The following is a 13,606-nucleotide window of genomic DNA, read 5'->3' on the forward strand; positions in this document are numbered from 1 at the left end:
CGATCGTAGAAACGATCAGGGGCCTGCTGATGTTTGGTGCCCAGGAGAGGACTCGAACCTCCACGATTTTACTCGCTAATACCTGAAACTAGTGCGTCTACCAATTCCGCCACCTGGGCTAGGTGTGGCGGGCATAATAGGGGGCTCGAAGGAGGTTGTCAATAGTGTCCGAACATCAAACAATCACTTTATTGAACGCAACGCCCGAGGAGATAAAAACCCTCGCCAGTCTGGCCGCTGCGCTCGATTTCCCAACGGACGTCGTGACGGATTCGGGCGCCCCCATGACGGAGAAATTCGCACTGGGAAGAATTACCGAATCGCGAATTTCCGGGGCTCAGGTGAACCCAATCCCGGTTGTAGACGAAACCCTGTCCTCAGAACAAACGGAGATACTGAACCCTGCGGTACGTATCCTGGGGCTGCAAATTGACGTATCTGAGGCGCTTTCTACCGATGTCTATCAGTGGGTCGCGCGGATCCGCAATCAGGGCGCCATACGCGTTGTGGTCATTCCAGCAACGACCTCAAATGACAATCTCCTCCTTGGACACATGAATCCTGCCTGGACAGCACAACTGATCGCACTCGGGTTTCTCAGAAAGCATTTGGGGCGCGGAAATCCGGTCAACGCAGCTGACCATCCATCATGGGTTCTGTACTTCGATATTCACCAATACAAGGAAACCCCGGACTGGTTGAATGCGCGTCATTGGGCGAATCCGCAGAATTGGAATAAATTTCGCTGGTGAAGCGATAAATCACAAAGGATGCCGTGCTGATCCAACCCCAAGCAATACGGAAATACAATTCAGCGGAACCGCAAGTATATTTAACATAATATATATTATGCGAAGTATGTAATGCGGCAGCCGAAGGGCAGCCCGATGATCTATCGACTGTTTCCCCTCAATCACCCGCAACCGCTTCATACACGGGCTGCATAAGTGTCACTCCTGGCTTCAAGGATGCCAGCACGGTCTACGGATTGCGGTTCTGTGATGCCCGTTTATCGCTCGCTGAGGCTGCACAAGCCTGTGGCGTCTCGGAACGCACATTCCGCCGATGGGAAACCGACAACCGTGCACCGCTTGCCGTGCTCAAACTCCTGCGGCTGCTGTCCGGTCGACTCGATGCACTCGATTCAGCGTTTAGTCGGTTCTGGATTCGTCAGGGCCGCCTGTTCAACGATCAATTCCCCGAAGGACTCGCCGCCGGTGATCTGCTGGCCGCAAATTACACCCGACAGGAACGCGACATCCTGCGTACCGAGATCGACCAGGTTCGAGCGCAACTTTCTGCCATGACTCAACCGACAGCATCCAAAATTTCTAATGGGCGGGGTCTAGTAGTACCCGCCTATTTTCCGGCTACCCGGAATTTCCCGCCCAAAATCACCCAAAATAATACCCCGCAGGTTTCCGTGCGGCTGTCCAGAATTTCCCCTCGCTGGCTCGGATTTTCGGCCCGTGCCGGTCCGAAAATTCCCGCAACGCAAAACCAAGACATACGACCCGCCGGGGTGATCGACACAAACACCGGAGCACTGCTGCATGCGTACAAAATTGCACAAATGCACATGGCTTCAGCTGTGGATCCACGTCCGCGCGCGGATGCTGAAGTGCGCGTGAGCGCCCTCAGCACCGCGCGGATCGGCGGCTATTGGTTTATTGAAAATCAGAAGGATAGCGGTCACGGTAACCGGAATTCACCTTCAGGTGTTTGTGAACGTGAGCGGCAAGCGTGCCGCCATTTGCCCAGGTTGACGCTTCCCGTCACGCATGGATGCGTGACCCCGGAGTCTATGGACGGACGAGCCAGCCTGCACCCTGCCCCGATTACGTCCCCGAACGTCCCGCTGGCGTCACAAGACGTGGCCAAACATAGCGCTTCGCGTCCGGTTTCCGGTCCATCGCCTTGTACCAAAGTACAAGACGATTCCCGGAAATCCGGTGATATATCAACGGCAAAATATATATTATGCGAAGCAGGATTGTAATCAGGGAAGATTATTCCTTCACCTATGGAAGCCACGGAAATCGCACCCGATCCCACCCCTGCCGCTGCAAGATTCGAGAAAACCGCTTCCAGGGAGCCCCAAAAAAAACGGACTCATCATCGAGTCCGTTCTTTCCGTATCTATCATTCAAGGAGGCACTGCCGTTAACGAATACCCAATTGCGTCAGGTCACGGACGGCACCACGGTCCGCCGATGTCGTCATTGCCGCATAGGCCTTCAACGCCGTGCTCACGACACGATCGCGCGCCAGCGGATGCCAAGCGTCTACGCCGCGCGCCTCCATCTGGGTGCGACGCGCCGCAAGGGTTTCATCACTGACATCCAGATGAATGGTTCGATTGGGAATATCGATCACGATCGTATCGCCTTCCTCGACAAGACCGATAGCGCCACCGGACGCGGCCTCGGGCGACGCATGCCCGATGGAGAGACCGGATGTGCCGCCCGAGAAACGACCATCCGTGAGCAAGGCGCAGGCCTTGCCCAGACCCTTGGATTTCAGATAACTCGTCGGATACAGCATTTCCTGCATGCCAGGCCCACCCTTGGGGCCTTCATAGCGAATAACGACCACATCGCCGGCGACGATCCGATCAGACAAGATCGCCTCGACGGCGCTGTCCTGTGATTCGAACACGCGCGCCCTACCCGTGAAATGCCAGATGGACGGGTCAACACCGGCCGTCTTCACGATACAGCCATCTCGGGCAATGTTGCCGAACAAAACGGCCAAACCACCTTCCTTGCTGTAGGCATGCGCCACATCACGGATGCATCCGCTGGCGCGATCCCGGTCGGTATCCGGCCAGCGCGTCTCCTGGGAAAAAGCCGTCTGCGTCGGAATCCCTGCGGGGCCGGCGCGATAGAACTGTTCCGCTTCATCGCAGACGGTCGGGCGCATGAGGTCCCAACGATCAAGGGCAGCGCCCATCGTCGCACTATGCACCGTAGGCAGATCCCGATGCAGCATGCCGCCGCGATCGAGCTCGCCCAGAATCCCCATGACCCCGCCGGCACGGTGGACGTCTTCCATGTGGTACAACGCGGTGCTGGGTGCCACCTTGCACAGGTTAGGCACCTTCCGACTCATCCGGTCGATGTCGGTCATGGTGAAATTCACGCCGGCTTCATGGGCCGCCGCCAACAGATGCAACACGGTATTCGTCGAACCGCCCATGGCGATGTCCAGCGCCATGGCGTTCTCGAAAGCCCCGAACGTCGCGATGGAACGCGGCAGGACGGAATAGTCGTCTTCTTCGTAGTAACGCTTGGCCAGGGAAACGATCAGGCGCCCTGCTTCCAGAAACAGCTTCTCGCGATCGGCATGCGTTGCCAGCAACGAACCGTTGCCGGGCAGGGACAAACCCAACGCCTCGGTGAGACAGTTCATGGAGTTCGCGGTAAACATGCCCGAACAAGAGCCGCACGTCGGACAGGCGGAACGCTCGATTTGGGCCACGGCCTCGTCACTGACGGAGTCGTCGGCAGCCTGAACCATGGCATCGACCAGATCCAGCTTGATGATTTCGTCGGAGTTCGCAAGACGCGTCTTGCCGGCTTCCATGGGGCCACCGGAAACGAACACCACGGGGATATTCAGGCGCAGTGCGGCATTGAGCATGCCGGGTGTAATCTTGTCGCAGTTGGAGATGCACACCAGGGCATCGGCACAATGCGCGTTGACCATGTATTCGACGGAGTCGGCAATCAGTTCGCGCGATGGCAGGCTGTACAGCATGCCGCCATGCCCCATGGCGATACCGTCGTCCACAGCGATCGTGTTGAACTCCTTGGCGATGCCGCCGGCCTTTTCGATCTCGCGCGCGACCAACTGGCCCAGATCCTTGAGATGGACGTGCCCGGGAACAAACTGCGTGAACGAGTTGGCGACGGCAATGATCGGCTTGCCGAAATCGCCATCCTTCATGCCCGTGGCGCGCCATAAGGCACGAGCCCCCGCCATATTCCGACCATGGGTGGTGGTTCGCGAACGGTATTCAGGCATCTCTTTCTCCTACCATTATCAGTGCAGTGCGCTTCAACGACCTTCACGTCGATCCTGAAGCGCCATTAAATCAATCAATTATATCAACCAGCGTCCCGACCGGCACCTGATTGAACAGGGCGATCACCTGCTGATTCTTCATGCGAATGCAACCATGCGACTCCGGGGTGCCGATCAACCCCTCTTCCGGCGTGCCGTGGATATAGATGTACCGGGCATGAGAATCGATGCCCGGCCCCTCGTTCACACCTGGCTCAAGGCCCTGCAGCCACATGATGCGGGTGGTGACGTCATCGCCCTCCCCCTTCACGGGTTGCGTCAGAATCTTGGCCAGATCGCCAGTCGGTCGGCGCGACTTGAAAATCATGCCGATCGGCTCATTGTTACCGAATTTCTCGGCGATCTTGTGCAAACCGAGCGGCGTTCGATTGCTGCCCGCCGCATTGCCGACGCCGAAGGCAGAACTGGATATGGGATAGCTGGTGGACAGCTTGCCGTTCATGAACAGATAAAGGCGCTGCGCCTTGACGGACACCACGATAAACGGTGCATCGGCAGCCTGCGATTCAGACAGAATATGCATGACATGGGCCCGCGCGGCCGCGACTCCGGCCGGGATACCTGCAGCAGTCGCATCTGTCTGAGTGGCAGCATTAGTCGCCATGGAGGGTGTTACACCGCAGACCAGGGTGGTGATCGTCAGGAGGATTGCCGGCACCCATACCCGATGCCGCTTACTGAACATTGTACAAACCGACCGCGACGATATCCCGTGAGCGACCGCTGTCCGACTTCGCTTTGTCATTGCGCTTGTCTGCAACGCCGTCCAGATACGCCTGGTCGACATCACCCGTGACATACTCGCCTGTAAAGCAGGAACAGTCGAAGGCCTTGAGCGATGGATTTCCGACACGGACGGACTCGATCAGATCGTCGAGATCCTGATAGATCAGATAATCCGCACCGATGGCAGCACGAATTTCCTCGACATTGCGATCATGCGCGACGAACTCGGTGGCGGCCGGCATATCGATGCCGTACACGTTCGGATACCGTACCGGCGGTGCCGCCGAGGCGAGATAAACCTTGTTTGCACCCGCTTCACGCGCCATGCGAATGATCTCGCTCGATGTGGTTCCCCGCACGATCGAATCGTCCACCAACAGGACATTCTTGCCGCGAAATTCCAGATCGATGGCATTGAGTTTCTGACGCACGGAGCGTTTGCGCTGCGCCTGCCCCGGCATGATGAAGGTGCGGGCGATATAACGGTTCTTGACGAAGCCTTCCCGGTACTTGAGGTTCATGCTGACCGCAATTTCGAGCGCCGCAGTACGACTGGTATCCGGAATCGGAATGACCACGTCGATATCGTGATCCGGCCATTCGCGCATAATCTTGGCCGCCAGGCGCTCGCCCATGCGCATCCGAGCCCGATATACGGACACGTCATCGATGATCGAATCCGGGCGCGCCAGATAGACGTACTCGAAAATGCACGGTGTGTACTGGGCATGCTCCGCACACTGCTTGAGCGAGACCTGACCGTCGGTGGTAATGAAAATCGCCTCGCCCGGCGCCAGATCGCGAATCAGTTCGAAATCGCTAGCCTCGATCGCCACGGATTCCGAGGCGATCATGTATTCGGTGAAGCCGGACTCCGTCTGGCGCTGCCCGAAGCAGACCGGCCGGATGCCTGAAGGATCGCGAAACGCAAAAATCCCGCGGCCCGCGATCAGGCCGATGACCGCGTAGGCGCCCTTGACCCGGCGATGGACCCCGCTGATCGCCGCAAAGACGTCCTCGACGGCCGGCTCATCCCCCGCGGTCGCAGCCAGCTCATGGGCAAAAACGTTCAGGAGTACTTCGGAATCGGAATTGGTGTTGATATGCCGGTGATCGGTCTGCTTGACGGAGGCACGCAGTTCGTCGACGTTGGTGAGGTTGCCGTTATGGCCAAGGGCAATCCCGAACGGCGCATTCACGTAAAAGGGTTGCGCTTCCGCCGAGGAATCGCAGCCTGCCGTGGGATAGCGTACGTGTCCGATACCCATGTTGCCAAACAGTTGGCGCATGTGCCGGGTATGAAACACGTCCTTCACGAGTCCGTTTTCCTTGCGCAGGAACAGTCGCTGATCTTCGCACGTCAGAATGCCGGCGGCGTCCTGGCCGCGGTGCTGCAACAGAGTCAATCCATCGAACAACAATTGATTGACCGGGCTATTGGCCACAATACCGATAATGCCGCACATGAAATTTTGAACCCCGAATAATTGAATCTTAAGAGAATGGCGTCGACGAGGCTGTCAACGCTCAAGAATGGAAATAGGCCGCCAAATTGGGCGGCAGCAGCGCATGAATCCAGTCTGCGACAATCATGAACTGCGGAATGAACACCGAGGACTGCCACCAGGACTCCTTTGGCATGGCGGTCAGTTCGGCAAGCAATACCAGCACGGAAACGATGAATACGCCGCGCGCAAGCCCGAATACCATGCCGACCGACCGATCCGTACCGCTCAGGCCCGTCTTATTGACCAGGGTAGATACGATCCAGTTGATGATCCCCCCGACAATCAAAACCAGAACGAACAACACCAGGAAGGCCAGCGCAACCCGGGCCGAGGGGATGTCGACAGCCTGAGGCACGAACGCCGCTGCCTGCCGCGAGAAACCCATGGCGATCACGAAGGCAGCAATCCAGGTCAGCAGGGACACCACTTCCTTGACGAATCCACGTACGAGCGAAATCAGCGTGGAAACCAGTACGACACCGATGATGGCGTAATCAACAATACTCATAGAATGTCACTTGACGAACGTAGGAAGTTGCAGGGTGACACGATCATTTCGGCATCACCAGACCATCCCGACCCAGTCGCTCCCGCAACTGTATGGTCGATTTAACGGCCTGTTCTCGCGTCGCAAACGGACCAACCCGCACACGCCAGACCGTTCCCTTCTTGGCGAACAAAGGATAAATGTCGACCTTGAAACCGGCATCCGTAACAGATTTAGCCAGCCCACGCGCATTCAACTCGTCCGAGAAGCTACCTAATTGAACAACCCATTCTTGGCCGCCATTGGATGCCGACTTCGCGGGTGCCCCAGAATCCGCAGGCGTACTTGCCGAATCGTTATGTGACTTGACCGGGTTAGCCGATGGCGCCGTTGGCACGGGCGCGGTAATCGGCTTTTCGGCCTCAGGGGCAGGAGACGTGGGTGATAAAGCGGGTACGCTCGAACCCGATGACGAGGACGAGGACGGGGACGGGGACTGCGGCTGCGGCGCGTTGGAGGCGGCAGATGGCGGATTGACTGGGCTCGTGTCGGAAGCGGGCGCCGCGGCAGAGGCAATCGGGGCGGGTGATTGCGGAGATTTCGGCTCATCGGCCGGCAGGAACGGTGCCGGCGGATGCGACAGGGCAGCCTGTTGCTCGGGCGTGGGTGCCGGAACGCTAATCTTTGGCGGTTGATCGACGGCAGGTGTGGCGGGCACCGGCAAAACGGCCGGCGTTTTCAGGCCACCGCCGTCCATCCAGGGCGGGAGAATAAGCACTGCCAGCGCGACCACCACCAACGCGCCCAGGAGGCGTTGACGCAAACGATTGGGGACGGGATTCTGCTGCATTTCCTGCTCAGACAAGATGGGCACCTGCACGGATCAACTCGGGGCGAATCGCACTCACCGTGAGAAAGGATCCGAAAATCACGATCTGATCACCAGGAGCACTGTCGGCCAAAGCTTGATTATACGCGGGAACGATTCCCATTTCATTGACCACACCCGCACCGCCCACGGTGGCAAGGGCGTCCCGAAGTCGGCGGGCGGATGCCGCCCGCATACCGGTCAATGGCGCGAAATACCACGTGTCAAAGTAGGATCCAGCGATTGAAACCATGGCTTCAATCGGCTTGTCCTCAAGGGCCGAAAAGATAGCAACACGGCGAACGGTGTCATTTTTATCTTGAATAGTCATCAGGTTATCAATAAGTGCCCGCACGGATTCCTGATTGTGAGCCACGTCAAGAATGATGAGGCGATCCTGATAGGACCATATTTCAAATCGCCCGATATTTACCGTAGTCTCCAGTCCAAGACGAATCGAGGCGTCGCTTACCGACAGCGGATTACGAGGATGTCGCATGAGCGCAACAACACCTGCGGCGTTGTGAATCTGGTGGCGCCCCTTGAGCGCAGGATTGGGCCAGACCTGTCCATCCGGTTGCATCGGCAATTTCAGTACCCAGCCTTCGGATCCAGGAAGGAGAGAAAAATCACGATCCGATACCCACAGGTCAGCACCAACCGCCTCGGCTACTTCAGGGATCATCGGTTCAGGAGACAAGTCGGTGTACACGGCAGGTTGCCCGGTTCGCAGAATTCCGGCTTTCTCGCGCGCGATCGATGGGCGGTCGGGACCCAAAATTGCCTGATGATCCAGACCGATCCCGGTAATCAACGCGAGATCCGCATCGAGAATATTGACGGCATCCAGACGACCACCCAAACCGACCTCCAGTATCCAGACATCCAGCACGGCGTTGGAAAAGGCGATGAACGCCGCCAGGGTCGCCCACTCGAAATAAGTCAGCGATTCCGAGCCGGGCTGCGCATGGAGCACGGTAAAAGCAGCGACCAGCCCATCGGGATCGATGTCCACGCCCTCGATGCGCATGCGCTCGGTGAAGTCGATCAGGTGGGGTGAGGTATAGGCGCCGACACGATAGCCTTCTGCACGCAGGATGGCCTCAAGTAGGGCAACGGAAGAGCCTTTACCGTTGGTACCGGCGACGGTCACCACCGTTGGCACGTCAAAGCCCTGCCCTTTCAAGCCATCCCACACGGCGCGAACGCGACCCAAGCCAAGCTCGATCCGATGCGGGTTGCGTGCTTCTAGCCAGACAAGCCAGCTATCCAGTCGGGTGGGATCCGTCGGTCCGCCTCGGACATCGACGTCGGTCAGAGTCGTCACGATGAGCGGGTTACTCAGGCCTTCTGGGTTGGAATATCGCGTTGCTGCATCATGGCTATGAGATTGGCAATTTTTTCGCGCAACTCATGCCGCGGGACGATCAGATCAATCGCACCGTGCGCCAGAAGAAATTCACTGCGCTGGAAGCCTTCCGGCAGGGTTTCCCGCACCGTCTGCTCGATAACGCGGGGTCCCGCGAACCCGATCAGGGCATTCGGCTCGGCGATCTGCACGTCACCCAGCATGGCAAGAGAGGCAGAAACGCCCCCCATGGTCGGATCCGTCAGAACGACAATGAACGGCAGGCCGGCCTTGCTCAGGTGCGTGAGCGCCGCAGAGGTCTTGGCCATTTGCATCAGGGAGAACAGCGCCTCCTGCATGCGCGCCCCGCCCGAAGCGGTGAAGCAGATCAGTGCGGTTTTCCGCTCGATGGCTTCGTGAACGGCGCGCACGAATTTCTCACCAACAACGGACCCCATCGATCCGCCCATGAAAGAAAAATTAAACGCGGCGACAGTCACAGGAATATTCTGCAGACGCCCTCGGAACACGATGAGTGCGTCCGTTTCGTCCGTGGCACGCTGGCTGGCTGTCAGGCGATCGCGGTATTTCTTCTGATCACGGAACTTGAGCATGTCCACAGGCGCCACGTCGGTGAACAACTCCTCGCGCGCGGAGTCATCCAGGAAGTATTCCAACCGTTCCCGCACCCCGATGCGCATATGGTGTCCGCACTTGGGGCAAACCTGCTGATTACGCTTGAGTTCATCCCGATAAAGCACGGCATCGCAACCACCACATTTGATCCATAGCCCTTCCGGCACACCGCGTTTTTCCGTGTTCTGAATCCGAATTCGCGACGGTAGTAATTTTTCCAACCAGCTCATAGCAATACCCTCAGACGATTCCCTTTTATGCCTTGGCCGGGACAGACTCATCCAGAGCCGTCCGAATACCTGCGATGAAATTCTTCACCTCACTCAACACATCGACCGGGGGCAAGGGTTGCACCGGATGATCGGCGATCATCTGAACCAGCGCACTACCCATGATGACCGCATCGGCCATCTGGCTCACGGCCCGTGCCGTTTCGGCATTCCGGATGCCAAAGCCGACGCCCACGGGTAAGACGCAGTCTTTGCGAATCGCATCCAGACGTTCACCCAGTGCAGCGACATCCAGATTCTTGGCACCGGTCACGCCTTTGAGCGAAACGTAGTAGACGAATCCAGAAGCCATCTTGGCGATCAGGCGAACGCGCTCGGTCGAGGTGGTGGGCGCCAGCAGGAAAATCGGATCAATCTGAGCGGCACGATAGGCCTCGGCCGTCGGCGCCGCTTCTTCCGGCGGCATATCGACAGTGAGGACGCCATCGACGCCGGATGACGCCGCCTGATCTGCGAATTTGTTCACACCCATCGCCTCGATCGGGTTCTGGTACCCCATCAGCACGACCGGTGTTTCGAGATTGGTTTCCCGGAATTGCCGAACCATCGCCAGGACATCCTTCAATCCGACGCCGTGAGCCAGGGCCCGCTCATGAGCCAACGCGATCACCGGTCCGTCTGCCATGGGATCGGAGAACGGCACACCCAGCTCGATGACGTCCGCCCCACCCGCGACGAGGGCATGCATCAATTCAACCGTGTAGGAAGGCGACGGATCGCCCGCGGTGATGTAGGGAATCAACGCGGTGCGCTGCTCGGTCTTCAACCGGGCGAACAGGGGGGATAAACGACTCACAGGGTAATTCCTTCCATCTTGGCCACGGTATTGATGTCCTTGTCGCCCCGGCCGGACAGATTCACCAGAATGATTTTGTCCTTGCCGTATTGCGCCGCGAGCTTGCGGGCATAGGCAACCGCATGGGAGGACTCCAGCGCGGGGATGATCCCCTCGTAACGCATCACGTCATGAAAAGCGCTCATGGCCTCGGCATCGGTGATCGCATCGTAGGTGGCGCGGCCAATATCCTTGAGCCAGCTGTGCTCGGGGCCGACGCCCGGATAATCCAGACCGGCGGAGATCGAGTGCGTCGCCATGATCTGGCCGTTCTCGTCCTCCATAAGGTAAGTACGATTGCCGTGCAGCACGCCGGGACGCCCTGCGGTCAGCGGGGCGGCATGACGCCCCGTCGCCACGCCATCCCCGCCCGCTTCTGCGCCGTACAGCGCAACGCTGTCATCATCGAGAAAGGCATGGAAAATACCGATGGCGTTGGAACCGCCCCCGACACAGGCGACGACGGCGTCGGGCAGACGGCCGGTCTTCTCGAGAATCTGGGCACGGGCCTCGCGGCCGATGATCGACTGGAAGTCGCGGACCATCTGGGGGTATGGATGCGGACCGGCCACGGTGCCGATGATGTAGAAGGTGTTGTCGACATTCGTGACCCAGTCCCGCATGGCTTCGTTCAGCGCATCCTTCAGCGTGCGCGTGCCGGATTCGACCGGAACGACCGTCGCGCCAAGCAGTTTCATGCGGTAGACATTGGGCTGCTGACGCTCGACGTCTTCGGCACCCATGTAGACCACGCATTCCAGCCCCAGTCGTGCCGCGACGGTTGCCGTCGCCACACCGTGCTGCCCTGCCCCGGTTTCGGCGATGATCCGGGTCTTGCCCAGACGCTTGGCCAGCAAGGCCTGACCAATCGCATTATTGATCTTGTGCGCGCCGGTATGGTTGAGATCCTCTCGCTTGAACCAGATTTCCGCACCATAGGCCTCGCTCATGCGGGCCGCACGATACATGGCGGAGGGGCGGCCGACATAATCCCTGAGATCCGTCTCGAACTCGCGGATGAAGTCAGGATCGTTGCGGTAATGGGCATAGGCATCCTGCAATTCCTGGATGGCGCCCATCAGGGTTTCCGCCACGTACTTGCCGCCATATTCGCCAAAACGTCCCTGGGCATCCGGGAACTGGGCGTAATCGATCGGGCCTGCGTCGGCAGGCGTCTTCAGTGCGGTGTTATTACTCTGCATGGTTCACTCTACTCATAAATTCCTGGATTTTTTCGGCGCTCTTGATGCCGGGCGATACTTCCACGCCACTCGACACATCGACGCCATAAGGATGGACGGCGGAGATGGCAGATGCCACATTGGCCGCCGTCAATCCGCCCGCCAGAATCAGCGGTTGTCGATCGTTATCGTGGCCCTTGGGCCAATGCGACCAATCGAACGTCGCCCCTGAACCGCCGAGTGCACCGGTTTCATGACTGTCCAGCAAAAAGCCCCGGGCTGTGGGATGATCATCGATCAGATCAGACCAGCGCCGCTCCGTCCCACCAGAGAGCCAGTCCGTGCCGGCCGCCTTGATGTAGGGGCGCGGGAACTGACGGCAGAACGCGCCCGATTCATTCCCGTGGAACTGCAGCAAATCAGGCGCCAGTTCCTCGATGACCGACTGAACCCAGGCCGCATCCGGATCAAGAAACAGCGCCACGGACTGGACGAACGGGGGCATGGCGTCAAACAGATCGCGGGCGGCATCGATCGTCAGGGCACGCTTGCTTTTCGGCACGAAGACGAATCCCAGCGCATCCGCACCCGCAGCCGCCGAAGCCCGGACATCCTCGACACGGGTCATGCCGCAAATCTTCACCCGGGTACGTCCCCGAGCCAGGCTGTCGTTGGTTGGGCTCACCGCTGAGAGGGTTCCTGTTGTCGGTCGATGTCGTCGGGTTGTATTCAAGAAAATGCGGATTCTAGCAGCTTGTCGGAGGAAATTCGCCCGTCTCGGCCCAAAACACCGGGGGGCCGGGCGGTGCTTCCAGGCCGAAATGGCCCGGGTACCGGACATTGACAAGATACAACCCATCGGCAGGCGCCGTGATGCCTGCCGCCGTACGCTGTCTTGCTGCCAGAACGGCCTGCAAGGTGTCCGGGGGGACGCGCCCCTCGCCGACGGGCAACAGCGTACCCACGATATTACGCACCATATGATGGAGAAACGCATTGGCGGTAATGTCGAGATACACGTAATCCCCCTGCCTGCGAACCGTCAAGGATTCAAGATGGCGGACGGGACTGATCGACTGACAATCGCGGGCGCGGAAACTGCTGAAATCGTGCTCGCCAAGCAGGTGCTGTCCTGCCACATGCATCGCATCGGCATCCAGGGAACCGCGGTGCCAGGTCACCCTGCCCCGATGCAGCGCCGGGCGCGTTTCTCGATTGAGAATCACATAGCGATAGCTTCGGGCGGTTGCGCTGAATCGCGCATGAAAGTCGTCGGGCACGGCTTTCGCCCAAAGCAAGGTGATGTCCGCGGGCAGAAAGAACGTCCCGCCCAACAGCCAGGCACGCTCGGGACGCGCCACCGGAGATTCGAAATGAACGACCTGATAGGTCGCATGCACCCCCCGATCGGTACGTCCGGCACAGACAGTTTCGATCGACGCATCAGCAACGCGGGACAGTGCGTGCTCCAGGCGGGCCTGGATCGAATCGACCGTCGGCTGACGCTGCCAGCCATGGTAGTTCGAGCCATCATATTCAACAGCCAGCGCGATTCGAGACATGAGTGAAGCGGAATCCTTGACGAGTAAGCAGGCGCGTCATATTAACCAAAACGCACGCAAAACCGCAGTTTGCCCGGCC

13 protein-coding genes and 1 tRNA gene are annotated in these 13,606 nt (G+C 58.8%); 2 read left to right on the plus strand and 12 right to left on the minus strand.

The features are described 5' to 3' along the window. Positions 1-34: 34 nt before the first annotated feature. Positions 35-119 (minus strand) — tRNA-Leu (locus tag A9404_RS02990). Positions 120-164: 45 nt separating this feature from the next. Between A9404_RS02990 and A9404_RS02995 the strand changes: the two genes are divergently transcribed. After that, a complete protein-coding gene (locus tag A9404_RS02995) occupies positions 165-752 on the plus strand; it encodes a DUF6231 family protein (RefSeq protein ID WP_066098534.1) in 588 nt (195 codons plus the stop codon). A 344-nt stretch (positions 753-1,096) separates the two neighbouring features. Continuing rightward, a complete protein-coding gene (locus tag A9404_RS13300; RefSeq protein WP_156521214.1) occupies positions 1,097-1,999 on the plus strand; it encodes a hypothetical protein in 903 nt (300 codons plus the stop codon). A gap of 164 nt (positions 2,000-2,163) precedes the next feature. Here the strand turns inward: A9404_RS13300 and ilvD are convergent, their stop codons facing one another. From ilvD to truA, 11 genes are all read right to left on the minus strand, one after another. Continuing rightward, positions 2,164-4,026, minus strand: a complete 1,863-nt coding sequence (gene ilvD / locus A9404_RS03000; RefSeq protein ID WP_066098536.1) for a dihydroxy-acid dehydratase — start codon at positions 4,024-4,026, stop codon at positions 2,164-2,166. A gap of 70 nt (positions 4,027-4,096) precedes the next feature. Continuing rightward, positions 4,097-4,609: a L,D-transpeptidase gene (locus A9404_RS03005; RefSeq protein ID WP_066098538.1), complete on the minus strand. Its 513-nt coding sequence runs from the start codon at positions 4,607-4,609 to the stop codon at positions 4,097-4,099. Positions 4,610-4,760: 151 nt separating this feature from the next. After that, positions 4,761-6,278 carry an amidophosphoribosyltransferase gene (gene purF, locus A9404_RS03010; RefSeq protein WP_066098542.1) on the minus strand — a complete coding sequence of 506 codons (1,518 nt, stop codon included), beginning with the start codon at positions 6,276-6,278 and terminating at the stop codon, positions 4,761-4,763. A 61-nt stretch (positions 6,279-6,339) separates the two neighbouring features. After that, on the minus strand, positions 6,340-6,828 hold the full coding sequence (locus tag A9404_RS03015; protein ID WP_066098544.1) for a CvpA family protein: 489 nt from the start codon (positions 6,826-6,828) through the stop codon (positions 6,340-6,342). Between the two features lie 43 nt (positions 6,829-6,871). Beyond that, a complete protein-coding gene (locus tag A9404_RS13085) occupies positions 6,872-7,672 on the minus strand; it encodes an SPOR domain-containing protein (RefSeq protein ID WP_156521215.1) in 801 nt (266 codons plus the stop codon). After that, positions 7,665-9,002: a bifunctional folylpolyglutamate synthase/dihydrofolate synthase gene (locus A9404_RS03025; RefSeq protein ID WP_197490410.1), complete on the minus strand. Its 1,338-nt coding sequence runs from the start codon at positions 9,000-9,002 to the stop codon at positions 7,665-7,667. The genes A9404_RS13085 and A9404_RS03025 overlap by 8 nt, the downstream gene beginning before the upstream one ends. A gap of 14 nt (positions 9,003-9,016) precedes the next feature. After that, positions 9,017-9,889 carry an acetyl-CoA carboxylase, carboxyltransferase subunit beta gene (gene accD, locus A9404_RS03030; RefSeq protein WP_066098549.1) on the minus strand — a complete coding sequence of 291 codons (873 nt, stop codon included), beginning with the start codon at positions 9,887-9,889 and terminating at the stop codon, positions 9,017-9,019. Positions 9,890-9,914: 25 nt separating this feature from the next. Next, positions 9,915-10,745 carry a tryptophan synthase subunit alpha gene (trpA, locus tag A9404_RS03035; protein ID WP_066098551.1) on the minus strand — a complete coding sequence of 277 codons (831 nt, stop codon included), beginning with the start codon at positions 10,743-10,745 and terminating at the stop codon, positions 9,915-9,917. Beyond that, a complete protein-coding gene (gene trpB / locus A9404_RS03040; RefSeq protein WP_082922689.1) occupies positions 10,742-11,986 on the minus strand; it encodes a tryptophan synthase subunit beta in 1,245 nt (414 codons plus the stop codon). The genes trpA and trpB overlap by 4 nt, the downstream gene beginning before the upstream one ends. Continuing rightward, positions 11,976-12,650, minus strand: a complete 675-nt coding sequence (locus A9404_RS03045; protein ID WP_257736836.1) for a phosphoribosylanthranilate isomerase — start codon at positions 12,648-12,650, stop codon at positions 11,976-11,978. The genes trpB and A9404_RS03045 overlap by 11 nt, the downstream gene beginning before the upstream one ends. A 61-nt stretch (positions 12,651-12,711) precedes the next feature. Then, positions 12,712-13,527, minus strand: coding sequence for a tRNA pseudouridine(38-40) synthase TruA (gene truA / locus A9404_RS03050; RefSeq protein WP_066098557.1), 816 nt, complete (start codon positions 13,525-13,527; stop codon positions 12,712-12,714). Positions 13,528-13,606: the final 79 nt, after the last annotated feature.

The organism is Halothiobacillus diazotrophicus, from assembly GCF_001663815.1.
GTDB lineage: Bacteria > Pseudomonadota > Gammaproteobacteria > Halothiobacillales > Halothiobacillaceae > Halothiobacillus > Halothiobacillus diazotrophicus.